This is a genomic window from Paenibacillus sp. FSL M7-0134 (assembly GCF_038007865.1).
GTDB lineage: Bacteria > Bacillota > Bacilli > Paenibacillales > Paenibacillaceae > Paenibacillus > Paenibacillus polymyxa_B.
Genome location: NZ_JBBOXV010000002.1, coordinates 2,338,528 through 2,359,928 on the forward strand (window position 1 = coordinate 2,338,528; position 21,401 = coordinate 2,359,928).

The following is a 21,401-nucleotide window of genomic DNA, read 5'->3' on the forward strand; positions in this document are numbered from 1 at the left end:
AGCAAGTTGAAACTCAAATTCTGCATGGATAAAGGAAAGGTGAATGATTTGGCACAGGTAAATATTAAAGATATCTATCCGCTATCCCCGATGCAGGAGGGAATGTTGTTTCATTCCATCCTCGACGCAAAATCAGAAGCTTACTTTGAGCAGACCGTTATTACCTTTAATGAAGTGCTAGATGTTCATTTGGTTCAGCAAAGCTTGCAGCAGCTCATGAATCGATATGATACATTCCGTACCATTTTTATGTATAAAGAAACAGAACGTCCGCTTCAAATTGTCCTGGAAGAACGTGAAGCGTTGCCTGTTCATTTCGAAAATATCAGTGTTTTCCCTGAAGCTGAGAAAAGGGGGCATTTTACTGACTTTTTAAAGACAGAGCGTCAAGCGGGTTTTGACTTGGAAAAAGATGTTCCGATTCGGCTTGCCCTGTTTCAATGGGATGATGACTCTTGCAGGCTTGTCTGGAATGTTCATCACATTATAATGGATGGTTGGTGCATGGGAACGGTAGCCCAGGAATTTTTTACTATATATACTTCCCTTCGGTCTGGAGTGCCTGCGCAATTGGATACGGTATATCCGTACAGCAGTTTTATTCAGTGGCTGGAGCAACAGGACAAGGAAGAAGCGACAGCCTATTGGCGGGGGTATTTAAATGGACTTGAAAATGAAACAATTTTGCCGGGGTATAACCGTCCATTGAATCCAATCTTCGAAGCAGAACGTTACACATGCAAGCTGGGGAAAGAACTGACTCAAGGAATGGAGAGAATAGCTAAACACTACCACACGACAGTCAGCACTGTATTTCAAACGGTATGGGGATTATTGCTTCAAATGTACAACCACAGCCGGGATGTTGTGTTCGGGTCCGTAGTATCCGGCAGACCAGATGAAGTTCCGGGAATTGAAAATATGGTTGGATTGTTCATTAACACAATACCAACACGCATAACCAGTGATGCGGACCAGAGATTCTCAGATCTGCTGATATCTGTGCAAAACTCCAACATCGAGTCTACTCAGTACTCTTATTCTTCCTTGGCAGATATTCAGAATCACACGGATTTGAAACAAAATTTAGTCCGTCATATTGTTGTTTTTGAGAACTATCCTTATTCAGAGGAGCTTATTCATGCGGAAAAAGGGCCTGATACACTTCAGGTTACCGACGTAGAGGATATTGTACAGACCAACTATGATTTTAATGTGATTGTCGTTCCTGGATCACAGTATGAAGTTACATTTAGTTATAATCGACTGGTTTACGATGAAAATTGGATTAAGCTAATTGCAGCTCATCTTAAACGGGGACTGGAGCAGATTGTTCAACAGCCGGATCTACCGATTTCCGCTTTGGAATTTCTGACAACGGAAGAGAAAAGCCAGGTTTTATCCGAATTTAGCGGAGTACAGATCTCATATCCTTCTAGTGATACCATCCATCTTTGTTTTGAAAAACAAGTAGAAAAGACACCGAAGGCAACAGCAATAGTCTGTGAGAACTCCAGTCTGACTTATGTTGAGCTGAATGAACGTGCTAACCGACTGGCTCGTACCCTGCGTAGTTACGGCACAACAACCGATCGGCTAGTTGGACTCATGACTGATCGTTCTATAGATATGGTGGTTGGCATTCTTGCTATTCTTAAAGCAGGAGGGGCATATGTACCCATCGATCCGTCATATCCAGAGGAACGTATCCGTTATATATTTGAAGATTCCGGTGCAGACCTGCTTTTAACACAAACCCATCTTGTGGAAAAGGTCAAAGAAGCCGCCTTTGGAGGAAAAGTTCTGGTATTGGATGGAGATCCAACTGTATATCACATGGAAGGATCAAATCTGGAAGCCGTATCAGGAGCAAACGATCTAGCCTACGTCATATATACTTCAGGTACTACAGGACAGCCTAAAGGTGTAATGCTGGAGCACCATGGATTGTGTAACCTGAAAACGTATTTTGATGAAACATTGCAGATAAGTCCGTCAGATCATGCCCTACTGTTTGCGAGCTACGCATTTGATGCTGCATGCTGGGAAATATTTCAGGCGCTATTTTGTGGTGCGACACTTTACGTGCCTACTTCGGAAATCATTCTGAACTACAACCAGTTTGAACAGTATATGGCGGAACATAAAATTACGGTAGCGGCATTACCTCCTACCTACGCCGTGTATCTAAACCCAGAACGAATGCCGGATCTGCGTATTCTGTTCACCGCTGGTTCCGCTTCCTCGATGGAGCTTGTAAACAAGTGGAAGGATCAGGTTGCCTATTTTAATGGCTATGGCCCGACAGAAAACTCGGTAGCAACGTCCATTTGGCCGGTGTCGGAACACCCCGGAGCAATCGATACCATTTCTATAGGACGTCCCGTACCCAACCACCGGGTGTACATGATCGATGCTCTTGGTCATCTTTTACCTGCTGGAGTAGCAGGAGAGTTATGTGTATCCGGTCCAGGATTGGCACGCGGTTACTTGCACCGCCCAGAATTAACGGCTGAGCAATTTGTGGCTAATCCGTTTGTAGATGGGGAAGCGGGCTATGAACGCATGTATCGGACAGGCGACCTGGCAAGATGGATGCCGAACGGCAACATTGAGTATCTGGGCCGGATCGATCAGCAGGTCAAAATTCGCGGTTACCGGATTGAACTGGGCGAAGTTGAGGCGGCTATGCTGAAGGCAGATCGCATGCAAGAGGTCATCGTACTGGCACATGCAAACAGCCAAAACCAACACGAACTGGTTGCCTACTACGTGGCGGAACGCGAAGTGACGGGGAGCGAACTTCGCAAGCAGCTGAGTGAAGAACTCCCGAATTATATGGTTCCCTCGCACTTTGTTCAGATGGAGCAAATGCCGCTCACACCCAACGGCAAAATCGACCGTAAGGCATTGCCTGCACCAGAACAAATTTCCCGTTCCACGCAGGAATATAGGGCTCCGCGGACAGCAGCGGAGCAGGCTCTGGCTAGTGTATGGGAGGCTGTGCTGGGCGGCGGTCCGGTCGGATTGACGGATCAATTTTTTGATCGGGGCGGGGACTCGATCAAGGCGATCCAGGTATCCTCACGCTTGCTGCAGGCAGGCTACAAGCTGGATATTAAAGACCTGTTTAAGTACCCTGAGGTTGCTGAGCTAGCCACGCATCTGCGTGTGTCGGATACCCAATTAGCTGATCAGGAAGAGATCGAGGGAGCCGTTCTACTGACGCCGATTCAGCAGTGGTTTGTGGAGCAAGGGCAGCCTGTGCCGGACCACTTTAATCAGGCGGTTATGCTTCATCGGGAACAGGGATTCGAGGAAGAGCTGCTACGTCAGGCATTGACGCAGTTGGCGGTGCATCATGATGCGTTACGGATGGTGTTCCGCAAGGGGGAGCAAGGCTGGGAAGCGTGGAACCGCGGAGTGAAGGAAGGGAAGCTGTATGATCTGGAAGTGGCCGATTTCAAAGACGTGCCGATCGGTCCCGTATTGGGTCAAGCTATAGAAGCCCGTGCGAGCACTATTCAGAGTAGCATCCGACTGAATGAGGGGCCTTTGCTGAAAGCGGGCCTGTTCCACTGCGCTGATGGGGACCATCTGCTACTGGCTATTCATCATATGGTGGTAGACGGCGTATCGTGGCGGATACTACTGGAGGATTTGTCGAATGCCTATGAGCAGGCTGTACGTGGAGAAGTCATACAGCTCCCGGCCAAAACAGACTCTTTTCGGGTCTGGTCGGAACGGTTGTCAGCCTATGCCGACAGCCCTGAGATGGAAAGTGAGCACGTATACTGGGAGCAATTGAATGAATTGACGGCATACGAGTCTTTAAAACTTTCAGAATTGCTGGATTATAATAAAAAACCATTGACCATAAATAACACAGCTACTTTGAGCTTGAAATTCACGAAAGAAGAGACTGATCAACTGCTAAAGCAGGCCCATCGCGCGTACAACACAGAAGTGAACGATCTGTTGCTGACGGCACTCGGCAAGACGTTAAGCACTTGGTCTGGCAGTGAGCAGGTTGCAATTCTTCTGGAAGGCCATGGCCGGGAAGAAATCATGAAGGATACGGATATATCACGAACGGTCGGCTGGTTTACAAGTCAATACCCGGTACTGCTGCGGATTAACCGGGAAGATGATATCTCCGGGCACATCAAACGGATGAAGGAGATGCTGCGCAGCATTCCACATAAAGGGATTGGATACGGCATCTGGAGATATCTCAGCCAGAACGGACCGTCCGAGGCAACATACGCCGAGCCACAGATCAGCTTTAATTATTTGGGCGAATTTGATCAAACGCTACAGCACAGCGAAACGCGCATGTCACCGTACTCCAGTGGAGCAGATGTTAACGAACAGACCCGTATGCCGTGTTCCCTGGATGTGGGGGGCATTGTAACAAATGAAAGGCTTGAACTGGATATTCGTTATAACACAAAAGTATTACAGGAAGATAATGTAATGAAACTAGCCAGGGAACTCAAGCAGAACGTGCTGGAAGTGATCCGCCACTGTGTATCACGGGAGCGTTCTGAATTGACGCCGAGTGATGTGCTGCTTCCGGGTCTAAGCCTGGAAGCATTGGACCAGATGGTGGAGCAGATTCAGCCTGACGGAGAGCTTGAGAATATATACCCCATGACGCCGATGCAAAAAGGAATGCTGTTCCACAACATGCTGGATTCCCAGTCGAGCGCCTATGTGGAGCAGTCCACCTTTGAACTGAAGGGAACGCTGGATCTCGTAGCGTTTGCTGCCAGTCTGGACTCGTTGTTGCAGCGTCATTCAGCACTGCGGACCAACTTCCGGAGCGATTTGCAGGACGAGCCCTTGCAAGTGGTGTACCGGAATAAACGCGGAGAGCTGTACGTGGAGGATATACGTGAAAAGGAGAAGGTGGCGCAGGAGCAATATATCGAGGAATTCGCGCGTCGGGATAAGCAGAAGGGGTTTAATCTGGAAAAGGATACGCTGATGCGGGTATCCATCTTCCGTACATCAGACGATTTATACCATTTTGTATGGAGCTTCCACCATATCATAATGGATGGCTGGTGCTTGTCACTGGTCACCAATGAGGTCTTTGGAGGATATACCGCCCTTACAGAAGGGAAGCCGCCGCAATTACCTGTGGTGACACCATACAGCCGATACATCGAATGGCTGGAAGAGCAGAACCGTCAGGAAGCAGCGGAGTATTGGAACGGTTACCTGCAGGGCCATGAGGAGACGACAGTTTTGCCCCAGGCCAAAACAGGGAAAGCGAAGGGATATGAGGCTGAATATCTGGAATTTGATTTAGGTATAGACCTGACGGCGCAACTTCAGCAGCTGGCAAAGCAAGAACAGGTGACGATAAATACGCTGATGCAAACAGCCTGGGGTGTATTGCTGCAAAAGTATAATCGCACAGAGGATGTCGTTTTCGGTAGTGTGGTGTCGGGACGTCCAGCAGACATTGCCGGAGTAGAGCAAATGATCGGACTTTTCATTAATACAATCCCAGTCCGTGTTCAAGGTAAACCAACAACTGCATTTACTGAATTAATGAAGGAAACTCAGCGACAGGCGCTTTCTGCCAATGCCTATGACACGTTCCCGCTGTATGAAATTCAGGCACTGACCGAGCAGAAGCAGGATCTAATCAAGCACATTATGATATTCGAAAATTATCCGGTGGAGCAGCAGGTAGAGCAGCTGGGAAGTGATGGGCAGAATGCATTCACAATTTTAAACGCAGTGGCTACAGAGCAAACCAACTACGATCTGAACGTCGTCGTAATGCCGGGAGAAGGCATCAAGATTCGTTTTATGTATAACGCATTGAGCTTTGATCAAACCGGCATTGAGCGTCTGCATGGTCATTTTGCTCGTCTGCTGGAGCAAATTTCGTTCAACCCGTATGTTCGCGTTGAAGAACTGGAATTGGTGACAACGGCGGAAAGACAACAGATTACAGGCGAGTTTAACGACACGGCTTCTGTATATCCGCGCAATCAGACGATCCAAAAGCTGTTTGAGGAGCAGGCTGAACGTACGCCAGATCACGTGGCCGTCACTTTGGGTCATCAATCGTTGACCTATCGGGAACTCAATGAGAAGGCTAACCGATTAGCGCATACACTACAGACTGCTGGAGTGAAGGCCGATGAGCCTGTCGGCATTCTAACGGAGCGTTCGTTGGATATGATTAGCGGAACGTTGGCTATTTTGAAGGCTGGAGGCGCGTATGTGCCGATAGATCCTCAATATCCGGAGGACCGTATCCGCTATATGCTGGAGGACTCGGGAGCCAAACTGCTGCTGACTCAACAAGATTTACTGGAACGTTACTATTTTGATGGACAAATTGTCAATCTGAATGAGTATACGTCCCACAGTCCGGATACTTCCAATTTAGGAATAGATGGATCAGGCGAACATGCTGCTTATGTCATCTATACCTCGGGATCAACAGGCAAGCCTAAGGGCGTCGTTGTTGAGCATCAAAGTGTCGTGCGCTTGGTGCGTAATACGGATTATGTGCCGTTCGATGAATCAATCCGAATGTTGCAGACTGGCGCGTTTGTATTTGATGTGTCTACGTTTGAAATTTGGGGGGCGCTACTGAACGGCGGTGAGCTTGTACTCGTGCATAAGGATGATCTTTTGGACGCAACTAAGCTCAAGGAGACTATACGGGACCATCGCATTACTATGATGTGGCTGACTACACCGCTATTTAATCAGCTTTCGCAGCAGGACAGTAAATTGTTCGGAGATGTAAAGTATTTGCTGGTCGGAGGCGATGTGCTGTCTGCACCGCATATCAATCGGGTGCTGCGTGATAATCCGGACATGAATATCATTAACGGCTATGGACCAACGGAAAATACTACTTTTTCGACGACTTATCATATTAAGGAAGAACAGCTTGATTCTGTGCCGATCGGGCGCCCTATCCGCAATTCGACGGCGTATGTGGTCGATTCGGCGTTTAACCTGCAGCCGATTGGAGCATGGGGTGAGCTGGTTGTTGGCGGAGACGGAGTCGCACGCGGTTACCTGAACCGTCCTGATTTGACGGCTGAGAGATTCCTTGCCAATCCGTGGGTGGACGGAGATCGCCTGTACCGCACGGGAGACCTTGTTCGCTGGCGTGAAGACGGTACATTAGAATACGCTGGACGGATGGATCAACAAGTTAAAATTCGCGGCTACCGAATTGAGCTGGGCGAGGTCGAGTCGGCTATGCTGAAAATAGATCGTATCCAAGAGGTCAGCGTACTGGCCCATGCGACAATCCAAAACCAACACGAACTGGTTGCCTATTACGTGGCAGAACAGGAAGTGACGGGGAGTGAGCTTCGCAAGCAGCTGAGTGAAGAACTCCCGAATTATATGGTTCCCTCGTACTTTGTTCAGATGCAGCAAATGCCGCTCACACCCAACGGCAAAATCGACCGTAAGGCATTGCCGGCACCGGAACAGATTTCCCGCTCCACGCAGGAATATAGGGCTCCGCAGACAGCAGAGGAGCAGGCGCTGGCCCATGTGTGGGAGGCTGTGCTGGGCGGCGGTCCGGTCGGATTGACGGATCAATTTTTTGATCGGGGCGGGGACTCGATCAAGGCGATTCAGGTATCCTCACGCTTGCTGCAGGCAGGATACAAGCTGGATATTAAAGACCTGTTTAAGTACCCTGAGGTTGCTGAGCTAGCTACGCACCTGCGTGTGTCGGATACCCAATTAGCTGATCAGGAAGAGGTTAGCGGAGCTGTGCTGCTGACGCCGATTCAGCAGTGGTTTGTGGAGCAAGGACAGCCTGTGCCGGACCACTTTAATCAGGCGGTTATGCTTCACCGGGAGCAGGGATTCGAGGAAGAGCCGCTACGTCAGGCACTGACGCAGTTGGTGGTGCACCATGATGCATTGCGGATGGTGTTCCGCAAGGCGGAGCAAGGCTGGGAAGCGTGGAACCGCAGAGCGGAGGAAGGGGCGCTGTATGATCTGGAAGTGGCCGATTTCAAAGACGTGCCGATCGGTCCCGTATTGGGTCAAGTTATAGAAGCCCGGGCCAGTACTATTCAGAGTAGCATCCGACTGGATGAAGGACCTCTGCTGAAAGTGGGCCTGTTCCACTGCGCTGATGGGGACCATCTGCTACTGGCTATTCATCATATGGTGGTAGACGGCGTATCGTGGCGGATACTGTTGGAGGATTTGTCGAATGCCTATGAGCAGGCTGTACGTGGAGAAGCCATACAGCTTCCTGCCAAAACAGACTCCTTCCGGGTCTGGTCGGAGCGGTTGTCAGCCTATGCCGACAGTCCTGAGATGGAAAGTGAGCACGCATACTGGGAGCAAGTGAATGAACTGGCGGTATCCGAGTCGCCCCAACTTCCAGTGTCCCAAGAGCATAGCGATAGGTTTATGCAGCAAGACATGGGTATCGTAAATGTGAGGCTTACGAAGGAAGAGACTGACCAATTACTGAAGCAAGCCCACCGCGCGTACAACACAGAAGTGAATGATCTGTTGTTGACGGGACTCGGCAAGACGTTAAGCGCTTGGACTGGCAATGAAAAGGTAGCGATTCTTCTCGAAGGCCATGGCCGGGAAGAAATCCTAAAGGATACGGATATATCACGGACGATTGGCTGGTTTACGAGTCAATACCCGGTACTGCTGCGGATTAACCGGGAAGATGATATCTCCGGGCACATCAAACGGATGAAGGAGATGCTGCGAAGCATTCCACGTAAAGGAATTGGGTATGGCATCTGGAGATATCTCAGCCAGAATGGACCGTCCGGGGCAACATATGCCGAGCCACAGATAAGCTTTAATTATTTGGGCGAATTTGATCAGACACTGCAGCATAGCGGCATGCATTTTTCTCCATATTCCAGCGGAGCCAGTACTCATGAACTGACCCAAATGTCCTGTGTTATGGACGTGGGAGGACTCGTTACAGATGGCATGCTGGAATTAAGTATTCAATACAACATTAAGGCACTCCAACAAAATGCTGCTGAGCAACTAGCAGAGCAATTCAAGCAGAACGTGCTGGAAGTAGTTCAGCATTGTGCATCTCGGGAGCAATCCGAATTGACGCCAAGTGATGTGCTGCTTTCAGACTTAAGCCTTGAAGAACTGAACCGGATGGTGGAGCAGATTCAGTCTGACGAAGAGCTTGAGAATATGTACCCCATGACGCCGATGCAAAAAGGCATGCTGTTTCACAACATGCTGGATTTCCAATCGAGCGCCTATGTGGAGCAGTCCACCTTTGAACTGAAGGGAACGCTGGATCTCACTGCATTCGCTGCCAGTCTGGACTTGCTGGTAAAGCGTCATTCAGCACTGCGGACCAACTTCCGGAGCGATTTGCAGGACCAGCCGTTGCAAGTGGTGTACCGGAATAAACGCGGAGAACTGTACGTAGAGGATATACGTGAGAAGGAGAAGACGGCGCAAGAGCAGTATATTGAGGAGTTCACGCGTCGAGATCAGCAGAGAGGCTTTGATCTGGCAAAGGATGCACTGATGCGTGTATCTATCTTGCGTACATCAGACGATTCATACCATTTTGTATGGAGTTTCCACCACATCATAATGGACGGCTGGTGCTTGTCACTGGTCACCAATGAGGTCTTTGGAGGATATACCGCTCTTACAGAGGGGAAGCCACCGCAATTGCCGGTGGTAACACCATACAGTCGATACATCGAATGGCTGGAGAGGCAGAACCGTCAGGAAGCAGCGGAGTATTGGAGCGGTTACCTGTGGGGCTATGAGGAAACGGCGGTCTTGCCGCAGGCCAAAACAGGGAAGACCCAGGGATATGAGGCCGAATATCTAGAATTTGATTTAGGTATAGACCTGACAAGGGCCTTGCTGCAACTAGCAAAGCAAGAACAGGTAACGATAAATACGCTGATGCAAACGGCCTGGGGTGTTTTATTACAAAAGTATAATCGCACAGAGGATGTTGTTTTCGGGAGCGTGGTTTCTGGACGCCCAGCGGACATTGCCGGAGTAGAGCAGATGATTGGACTATTCATTAACACGGTCCCCGTCCGTATTCAAGGCGGACAAGCAACTGCATTTACAGAGCTGATGAAGCAAACTCAGCGACAGGCGCTTGCTTCAGGAACATACGAAACGTTCCCACTCTATGAGATTCAGGCACAGGCTGAGCAAAAAGTGGAACTGATTAATCATATTATGGTATTTGAGAACTATCCGATGGATGAACAAATTGAGCAATTAGGTGAAAGGGAAGAAGCTGATTTTAAAATAACCGGAGTAGATGCAGTTGAGCAGACGAATTATGATTTTAACATCGTGGTGTTACCGGGAGAGACGCTACGGGTTCATTTTGGTTACAATGCCCAGGTATATGATTACGAAAGGGTAGAACAGATTCAGGGGCATCTGCTGCAACTGCTGGAGCAAATCAAGGTAAATCCAGCTGGCCGGATTTGCGAGCTGGATATATTAACCGCGCAAGAACGCGAGCAAATGCTGGGTGCTTGGTGTGACACGACAGCAGCATATCCACGTGAGCAGACGATTCACGGATTGTTTGAGGAGCAGGTCATGCAGACACCGGAGCAGGCAGCAGTATATTTTGAAGGAGCGCAAGTGACCTACCGTGAATTAAATGAGCGGGCGAACCGTTTGGCGCGTACTTTACGCAGCAACGGTGTGATGGCAGACGGTCTGGTCGGCCTAATGACAGAGCGATCGATTGACATGATTGTCGGCATCTTGGGTATTTTGAAGGCAGGGGGCGCCTACATTCCGGTCGATCCGACTTATCCGGAGAACCGCATCCGCTATATGCTGGACGATTCAGGCACGGAACTGCTGTTAACGCAGCAGCATTTAGTGGAAAAAGTGGAATTTAGGGGCAAGGTACTGCTGTTGGACGCAGAAATGGACGAAGCCACTGTGGATGCAAGTTCGGCTGAAGCAAAAGGGAACCCTGTGTCCGTATATCACAGGGATGGTACGAATTTGGAGGCCATATCCGGTCCTCATAACCTAGCGTATGTGATTTATACGTCCGGAACGACAGGCCAGCCTAAGGGAGTCATGCTTGAGCATCGTGGACTCTGCAATCTGCATACGTACTTCAGGGAGACGCTGCGGATCAGCGGCTCGGATCGTGTCGTATCATTTGCCAGCTATTCCTTTGATGCTTCGATCTGGGAAATGCTTCAGGCGCTCTTCAACGGGGCCACTTTATGCATTCCGACATCAGAAACCATTCTCAGCTATGACAAGTTTGAGCAGTATATGGCGGATCATCGAATTACAATTACGATATTGCCGCCGACCTATGCTGTATACTTGAATCCGGAACGAATGCCGGATCTGCGCATCCTGTTTACAGGCGGTTCGGCTGCCTCACCAGAATTGGTATCCAAATGGAAGGATCATGTGACATACTACAATGCCTACGGTCCAACGGAAAATTCCATAACAACGTCTATTTGGCTCTCACCGGAAGGTCCCGAAGCAGGAATGTGTATCTCAATCGGACGTCCTGTACCGAATCACCGCGTGTATATGGTCGATGCACATGGACAGCTTTCACCGTCAGGAATCCCTGGTGAACTGTGCGTATCCGGCCCAGGACTGGCACGCGGTTATCTGCACCGTCCGGAATTAACGGCAGACCAATTTGTGACCAATCCGTTTGCAGATGGGGAAGCGGGCTATGAACGCATGTATCGGACAGGCGACCTGGCGAGATGGATGCCGGACGGCAACATTGAGTACCTGGGCCGGATCGACCAGCAGGTCAAAATTCGTGGTTACCGGATTGAACTGGGCGAAGTTGAGGCCGCTATGCTGAAGGCAGATCGCATGCAAGAGGTCATCGTACTGGCACATGCAAATAGCCAAAACCAACACGAACTCGTTGCTTATTATGTAGCGGAACGGGAAGTGACGGGGAGCGAGCTTCGTAAGATGTTAAATGAAGAACTCCCGAATTATATGGTCCCTTCACATTTCATTCAATTGCAGAACGTACCTCTTACACCAAACGGTAAAATTGATCGAAAGGCACTGCCGATACCAGAAGGTCGTTTGGCCGACCATGTTGCACCGCGAACGTGGATGGAAATAAAATTGGTAGACATCTGGCAGGATGTACTGGGTCTACAACAAGTAGGCATCAACGAAAATTTCTTTGAAATTGGTGGTCATTCGCTGCGGGCGACGACACTGACTTCTAGAGTTCGTAAAGATTTAAACAAACCGATGGATTTGCAAAACATATTTGAGGCACCGACGATTGAAAAATTAGCCGCCTTGCTTGAAGAGCAGGATCAAATCACATATGCATCCATTCCGGTGACGGAAAAACGCGACACTTACCCGCTTTCTTTCGCACAGACACGGATGTATGTGCTTCACCAGCTGGATCCGGATGGAATAAGCTATAACACCACATCAGCACTGAGAGTAATCGGTCCGATAGATATGAAACAGGTGGAAGAGGCATTCCATCAATTAATTTCACGTCACGTGGCCCTCCGGACAAGCTTTGAACTGATAAATGGTGTGCCGATGCAGCGGGTTCATGATACGATTCACTTTGAGTTGGAATATGCCACAATATCAGAACTGCGGACAGAATCCAATGAACTTATGCTTGAGAATTTAGCAGAAGAACATGCCCGTTCCTTTGTACGCCCATTTGACTTGAGGATCGCTCCGTTGCTACGTGTAAAGCTGGTCAAATGGGGATTGGACGAAGAAGGACAGGAGCCGCAGCACTTATTGATGCTTGATATGCACCACATCGTTTCAGACGGGGTATCCATTGAAATATTAGCTGGTGATTTTGCCCGCTTATATAGCGGTGAAGTATTATCTCCGCTGCGTATTCAATATACGGACTATGCTGTGTGGCAGCATAGCAAAACTCAGCAGGAGCGAATAAAGAGTCAGGGAGAGTACTGGCTGAATAGATTTAGTGGTGATTTGCCTCAACTGGATTTGCCAACTGATTTTGAGCGTCCGGCAACACGATGTACGAAAGGTGACGCTGTTGAATTTGAAATGGGACTGGAATTGACTCAGCGTTTAAAGGAACTGGCGGTGCATACGGATTCTACGCTGTACATGGTACTTATGGCTGCTTATACAGCATTGCTGCATTATTACACAGGGCAGGAAGACATCATTGTCGGTACTCCGATTGCAGGTAGACCGCATGCTGACCTGGAGCCTATGCTCGGTATGTTTGTCGGCACGCTCGCATTACGCAATCATCCTCACGCTGAACAGACGTTTTATAACTGCATTGAGGACGCCAAGACGTGTGCACTGCAAGCATATGCGCATCAGGATTATCCGTTTGAGGAGCTGGTGGAAAAGCTCGACCTGAAACGAGATATGAGCCGTAATCCGTTGTTCGACACAATGTTTGTATTGCAGAATGTGGAGAAAAAGGAAGTGAAGTTGGACAAGTTGTTCTTCCGCTCTTTTGACATAGATCAGGTTTCTGCGAAATTCGATCTGACGCTTGAAGTTAATGAGGAGGAAGCATCTATTCAACTCCAATTTCTGTACGCTACATCTTTGTTTAAACGGGAAACGGTAGAAAGCATGGCAAGGCATTTTGTACAGTTGGTTAAAACCGTTGTAGCCAATCCCAATACTAAGCTGGGCGAATTGACGCTGATTTCGGAAGAAGACAAAGGGATTCTAAAAAAACATAGGGACATCCTAAAGGCTTCTCGCTACTGGAGTACTCTGCTCGAAGGCTATGAAGAAGCACCTCAATTGCCATATGCCAATCTGATGGGACGCAGTCCATATCAGACAGAGCATTTGGAGATTAATTTGGATGTTGAACGAACGGTGGCACTGCAGCGAATTGCACTGAATGAGCAGGTGACGACAAATACGCTACTGCAGACAGCCTGGGGAATTTTATTACAAAAGTATAACGGTACAGATGATGTGGTGTTCGCTTGCTCCATATCAAGTCCTTTGACAGATAAATTGGATTCGAAGCATTCAATTGGACTGGGTAACCACACCTTACCAGTTCGCATTCGAACCGAAGCAGGAGCTAACTTTATCGGGTTGATGAGAAGTGTGCAGCAGCAAACCGATGAATCTGCGGTATATGAACATTTGCCAATGTCTGAATTGGTTACAACGAAAGTGCAACAACTGGCCCTCTTTGGCCATAGAATGGTGTTTGAGACTACTTTGGAAGAGGCCAATACTGAGCAAGAAAGCTACGATTTAAGCATCATAGTACTTCAGGGAGATACGCTACGAATTGATTTTTCCTACAATGCCCAGGTGTATGATCATCAGAGTGTGTCGCAGATTCAAGGACATCTACTGCGGTTGCTGGATCAAATTATAGCGAATCCGGATAGTTTAATTGAGGCAATGGATCTGTTGACTAAGCACGAGCGGGAGCACATCATCCAGGTGTGGGGAAATACCACGGCAGAGTATTCGCGTGAACAAACAATTCACGGACTGTTCGAGGAACAGGTTTTGCAGACTTCGGATCAGACAGCGGTATATTTTGAAGGTCAACAATTGACCTACCATGAATTGAACGAGCGCGCAAACCGTCTGGCCCGTACTTTACGCAGCTATGGCGTGAAAGCCGATAGTCTGGTTAGTCTGATGACAGAGCGTTCCGTAGATATGATTGTGGGCATATTGGGAATTTTGAAGGCGGGGGGAGCATATATCCCGATAGACCCAACCTATCCGGAGGAACGCATCCGCTACATGCTGGACGACTCAGGTACGGAACTGTTGTTAACGCAACAGCACCTAACGGAAAAGGTGCTGTTTGGAGGCAAAGTGCTGGTGCTTGACGGTGAACAGGACGGAGTCGCTTCCGATACAAGAAAAGCGGATGTACGCAGGGAAATGCTGCCCGTATATCATCAGAACGGTTCGAATCTGGAGGCTGTATCGGGTCCAAACGATCTAGCATATGTCATCTATACGTCCGGGACGACAGGTCAGCCTAAGGGAGTAATGCTTGAGCATCACGGTCTTAGTAATCTTAAAACCTACTTCGAGCAAAAATTGAGTATTGGCTTGTCCGATCGGGTTGTCATGTTTGCCAGTTATTCGTTTGATACATCATGCTCGGAAATAATCCAGTCTTTACTATGCGGAGCGACATTGTATATACCTTCCTCCGAGACTATTTTGAATTATGAACGTTTCGAGCAATACATGGCTGCCTGCAGAATTACAATTGCAACGCTGCCGCCAAACTATGCTGTATACCTGAACCCTGATCGCATGCCTGATTTGCGTGTTCTGCTTACAGCAGGATCGGCCTCTACCGCAGAACTGGTGTCCAAATGGAAGGACCGGGTGGCTTATTACAATGCGTATGGTCCTACCGAAAATTCCGTTGCAACGTCTCTTTGGCCGGTATCAGAAGAAAATTCTGAGTCAGGTGGAATTATATCCATCGGACGGCCAGTATCTAATCACCGCGTGTATATGGTGGATACACACGGAAATCTTTCACCTGCAGGAGTCCCTGGTGAGTTGTGTGTATCCGGTCCGGGTCTGGCACGCGGCTATCTGCACCGTCCAGAGCTGACAAAAGAAAAATTCGTAGCCAATCTGTTTGCAGCAGAGGAAGTTGGCTATGAGCGAATGTACCGTACAGGTGACTTGGCACGATGGTTGCCAGATGGGAACATTGAATATTTGGGTAGGATTGACCATCAGGTCAAAATCCGCGGGTATCGGATTGAGCTCGGTGAGATTGAAGCGCAAATTATCAAGGTGGACGGTGTTAAAGAATCTATTGTCATGGCTCGTGCAGATCAGCAGGGAGACTATCATTTGGCTGCTTACTACGTAGCTGAAAAAGAAATCAGCGGCAGTATGATGTTGAATTTGCTGAATGAAAAATTGCCGAACTATATGATACCGTCGTATTTTATACAACTGCAGAACATGCCGCTGACACCGAACGGAAAAATTGATCGCAAGGCACTGCCGGCACCGGAAGACAGTCTGCAAAGCAGAGCTGATTATGTCGCACCGCGGACATGGGTGGAAGTGAAGCTGGCGCAAATTTGGCAGGATGTGCTGGGTCTGGAGCAGGTTGGGGTGAAGGAAAACTTCTTTGAGATTGGCGGACACTCGCTGCGGGCGACGACGCTGGCCTCAAAAATTCACAAGGAGCTGAACAAGCTGCTCCCACTACGCAGTATTTTTGAAGCGCCAACGATTGAACAACTGGCAGCGATCATAGAAGGTCTGGATCAAGTGGCGTATGCGTCCATTCCGGTGACGGAAGAACGCAGCTTCTACCCGCTTTCCTCGGCGCAAAAACGACTGTATGTGCTGCATCAGTTCGACCCGAATGATGTGAACTACAACATGCCGTCGGTGCTGCAAATGAGCGGACCGCTGGATGTGAAACAGGTAGAAGACGCGTTCCATCAATTAATCACCCGTCATGCGACGTTGCGTACTCGCTTTGAGCTGGTGGACAATGAGCCGATGCAATGGGTTGAGGATACGGTGTCGTTTGAGGTGGAATATACGAAGGTACAGGCAGAGCGTGCGACTACGGATACAGATCAGGACACAGCTACAGCTACGGACACGACAGTCAGCCAGGAAGCACAAGAGCTTGTGCGGCAGTTTGTCCGTCCGTTTGATCTAAAAGCTGTGCCACTGCTGCGGGTAGGCTTGGTGGACTTGGGCGTACAAGGAGTAGAGCAGGAATCTCAGCATCTGCTCATGCTCGACATGCACCATATCGTTTCGGATGGTGTGTCGATGGAGGTACTGACCGATGAATTTGTCCGGTTGTATAGCGGTGAAGAGCTATTACCATTGCGGATTCAGTACAAAGACTATGCAGTATGGCAGCAAAGCGAAGCCCATCAGGAGTGGATGCAGCGTCAGGAAGCGTACTGGCTCGACACCTTCCGGGGTGGAGTACCTGCGCTGGATCTGTCAACCGACTTTGCCCGTCCGGCAGTGCAGAGTACGGCAGGGGATACGATCGAATTCGGACTGGAGCGTGAAGTTAGCGAACGCCTGAAAGAACTGGCGGCACAAACAGGCGCAACCCTGTATATGGTGCTCCTGGCGGCATACACCACGCTCTTGCATAAATACACAGGCCAAGAAGATATCGTAGTGGGAACGCCGATTGCTGGAAGACCGCATGCGGAACTGGAGAGCCTCGTAGGTGTTTTCATCAACACGCTGGCGATCCGCAATTATCCGTCTGGCGACAAAACGTTCCTTGATTATCTGCAAGAGGTTAAAGAGCATGCGCTTAGTGCTTATGAGCATCAGGACTATCCTTTTGAAGAGCTGGTTGAAAAGCTGAATTTAACGCGGGATACGAGCCGAAATGCATTGTTTGACACGATGTTTGAGTTGAAAACATTGGAGCAACAGGAGTTCCATCTGGAAGGTCTGACCTTACATTCATATCCGCTGGAAAATAATACGGCCAAATTTGATCTGACTCTGGATGCAGTGGAGCAGCCGGATGGTATTGTTTGCAGTCTGGAATACAGCACGGCGCTGTACAAGCCTGAGACCATCACGCGCTTGGCACAGCATTTTACCGAACTTGTACGTGCAATTACCCTTCATCCGCAGCAGCCACTGGCAGCTTTGGAGATGGTACCTGCCGAGGAAAAAGCACAAATCATCCATGGATTTGGAAATGTAGGGGTATCGGATGTTGCTGTAGTTGAAGCAGAAGCCTTCTTCCATACCTTTGTGGAAGAACAGGCACAGCTTGTGCCGGATCACGTGGCGGTGGTGTACGAGGAGCAGCAGCTTACGTACCGGAAACTGAACGAGCGTGCGAACCAATTGGCGCGTAGATTGCGGAATGAAGGCATTGGACGTGAGTCGATTGTCGGCATTTTAAGTGAACGTTCGGTGGACATGCTGGTCGGCGTTTTGGCGGTGTGGAAAGCTGGAGGCGCATATGTGCCGCTGGATGCAGACTATCCATCAGAACGTATTCATTTCATGCTGGAGGACAGCGGTGCGACGGTACTGTTGACCCAGACGGGCTTGCAGGACCGTGCGCAGGCATGGCTGGAGGAAAGCCGACAGGCCTTGGCCGGAGGGCAATCTGAAGCCGAGTTAGAAACAGCGGCTGGCGCTGAAACGATGGAATCAGGTACTCTCCATGGAACCCTGAATGGAACAGCAACTTCGTCACCTGATAGCGAAGCAGCATCCGAACTGGCAACCAGACTACGTCTGCAGTCTATGCTGGCGTTGGATGATGAGTCGCTGTACATCGGAGATATCACAGACGTCGATCACATCAACGAACCACAGGATCTGGCGTATGTGATCTACACGTCTGGTACAACGGGACGTCCAAAAGGGGTCATGATTGAGCATCGCAGCTTAGTGAATACGGCTGCGGCGTATCGCCGAGATTACCGTCTGAGCGAGTTTCCGGTACGACTGCTGCAGCTGGCGAGCTTCTCGTTCGACGTATTCGTCGGAGATATCGCGCGGACGCTCTATAACGGCGGCACGATGGTCATTTGTCCGAAAGACGACCGGATTGATTTTAGCCGTTTGTATGGCTGGATTCGCGATTACCAGATTACCGTATTCGAATCGACCCCGGCCCTGATCGTACCGTTTATGCAACATGTGCATGAACAGGGACTGGACATGAGCAGTCTGGAATTGCTGATCACCAGCTCGGATAGCTGTAGCGTGACAGATTACCGGGTGCTGCAAGAACGGTTTGGCGCGGATATCCGCATTATGAACAGCTATGGTGTCACAGAAGCGGCAATCGACTCTAGCTTCTACGACGAAGAGCTGTCGAAGCTGCCAAGCAGCGGCAATGTGCCGATTGGTCAGGCGTGGCTGAACGCACGTTTCTATATCGTGGACAGCCAGCTGAATCCGGTGCCGATCGGCGTACTGGGTGAGCTGTGCATTGGCGGAGCCGGGGTGGCACGAGGCTACCTGAATCGTGCAGACCTGACAGCCGAGAAATTCGTAGCGAACCCATATGTACCGGGTGAACGATTGTACCGCACAGGCGATTTGGCGCGGTGGATGCCGGATGGCAATGTGGACTTTATCGGCCGGATGGATGATCAGGTCAAAATCCGGGGCTTCCGGATTGAATTGGGCGAGGTGGAAGCACAGCTGCTGACCGTGGACGGCATTCAGAAAGCCATCGTCACCGCCTGGGAAGACGAAGACGGAGACAAGGATTTGTGTGCGTATGTCGTAGCCTCGGAGGCGCTGAATTTGCCAGAGCTGCGCAACCTGCTGCAGCCCAAGCTGCCGGGTTATATGATCCCGACTTATGTCGTACAACTGGATCATTTCCCGCTGACACCAAACGGGAAAATTGACCGCAAAGCGTTGCCTGCGCCGGATGGAGACATTCAAACAGGTGTTGAATATGCAGCCCCGCGAACCGACATGGAACGACATATGGTAGATATTTGGAAGCAGAATTTGGGTGTCAGTATTGTTGGCATTGATGATAACTATTTTAATTTAGGCGGACACTCCCTAAAAGCCATTCAATTGGTTTCACAGGCTAAGGCTGTTGGCATTGAAATAGGAATTAATCAGGTGTTTCAATATCAGACTATTCGCCAAATGTCAGAGTATATGCGAGCAGACACTTCGATGCCGGATATACTAACACGTGATATTGCCGAGGCAATAGACATCATCGAAAAGGCTTATGACGTATATGCTCATTTCCAATCAACAACCGTTGAAGGACGAGATCAATTAACTTTGCACATAGATCCTTTCGATTCTGTACAAGCAGAGGCCCTGAAAAAAGTCATTTTGTCACGCCTTCATCCTGACCTTCATCCACATCATTTGCTTCCTTTTGAAGAAGCTGTCCAAGTACTTGGCTGTGAAAAGTTGTACACAGATACGATGGTAGACGATGAAGCAGTGAAGCTGCATGCTGAGGAATGGCTGGAACATCTGCTGCGGATGAATGACCAATGGAACAGCACGATGCTAGCAGGAGAGCCTTTACAACGCTATGCGCTTGCTCCCGCTCAACATTATCATTTGGAGCATCCGCAACCCTCAGGAGGTGTCGTTCCTTTTGATAGTTACCTGCTGGATGTAGAACGGTTATCTGCAGTCATGCAACGCCTGATAGAGCGCCATGAACTCTTTAGAAGTGTGTTGGTCCAAACGGATATCGGATGTGAATGGGAAACGTTGTCCATGAAGGAGCGCATGGACATTCCAATGATAGATTTATCGAACTACGATGCAGAGATGCAAAATCGTATACTCTCACATATATTGCCTGCATTCTTTATGAACCCTTATGAAACAACCGGAGACTTGTTATATCGTATTGCGCTTGTTCGCCTCAATTTACGGGATCATTTGCTGCTGCTCCCTTGTTCACATCTCATCTATGATAACATGAGCGGAGAGGTCGTTAAGAGTGAGTTGTACCGTGCATATGATGACATAAACAATGTAAAAGGGCAGCTAGCAGGAAGCTACCGTGATTATGTGAGTCAGGTCCGCAAAGGACCTCAGGGTATGGGCGATCAAGAGATTGTCGACAAATTTCGCTTGTCCGCATTCGCTACTGCTTCGGATGCTATTTTCCTCGCAGTCGATGGGCGCAGCTACACAACGGGCACAGATGTGACAGTTGAACTTGCGAATTGGAATGATTCCGACGCGGTCGAATACATGTGGGACTTGGCTATACGACTGGCCAATCGCTTTTTCCGCAGATATTTGCAAGTGGACGAAGTTCCTGTTCTTCTCGTCAATTATGGCCGGGCATATGAGGACAAGCAATATTTTGATATTATAGGTGAATTTATTGACCAAATTCCAGTACTGCTTACAGATGCGGATGAACAGGGGGATGAGATCAGGAAAACTATACAGTTGGCCGTGTCCCATAATCTGAATTTTTTAAATCTCATATACAATGGCGAAATGACATCGTTGTATCCGCAGTCCAATCGGTATCTAAAGCATAGCCTGAATAAACTGCCTATTGTCTTCAATTACCTTGGCGAAGCGTCGGAAACATATCAACTGTTTAAAAATGTGCTGCCAGAAGAGAGGGACTTTCATCGGGATTCGATCATTTTCTTCACTGTTCAGCATCTAGAGAACGTACTGCAAATATCACTTGAACTTCCTTTTGAAGAAAATCCAGAAACCGTTAAAGCGATGTTGGAAACTGAGCTAGCGAACTTACTAGTAACAGACGGAAGTGGAATAATGTTCACCTGATTCTCACTTTAGGCATTAAAAACAAGCTCCGAGTTCAAAATAGGGAAACTGCCCCGAAGCTTTCAAATGGCTTTGGGGCAATCTAAACAAACCACAAAAGCCGC

General features: G+C 48.9%; 1 protein-coding gene. It reads left to right on the forward strand.

Annotation, left to right across the window (positions count from 1 at the left end; translation table 11 throughout):
* The first annotated feature begins 6 nt into the window (after positions 1 to 6).
* Positions 7 to 21,297, forward strand: a complete 21,291-nt coding sequence (locus NSQ58_RS26015) for a non-ribosomal peptide synthase/polyketide synthase (RefSeq protein ID WP_341058496.1) — start codon at positions 7 to 9, stop codon at positions 21,295 to 21,297.
* Positions 21,298 to 21,401: the final 104 nt, after the last annotated feature.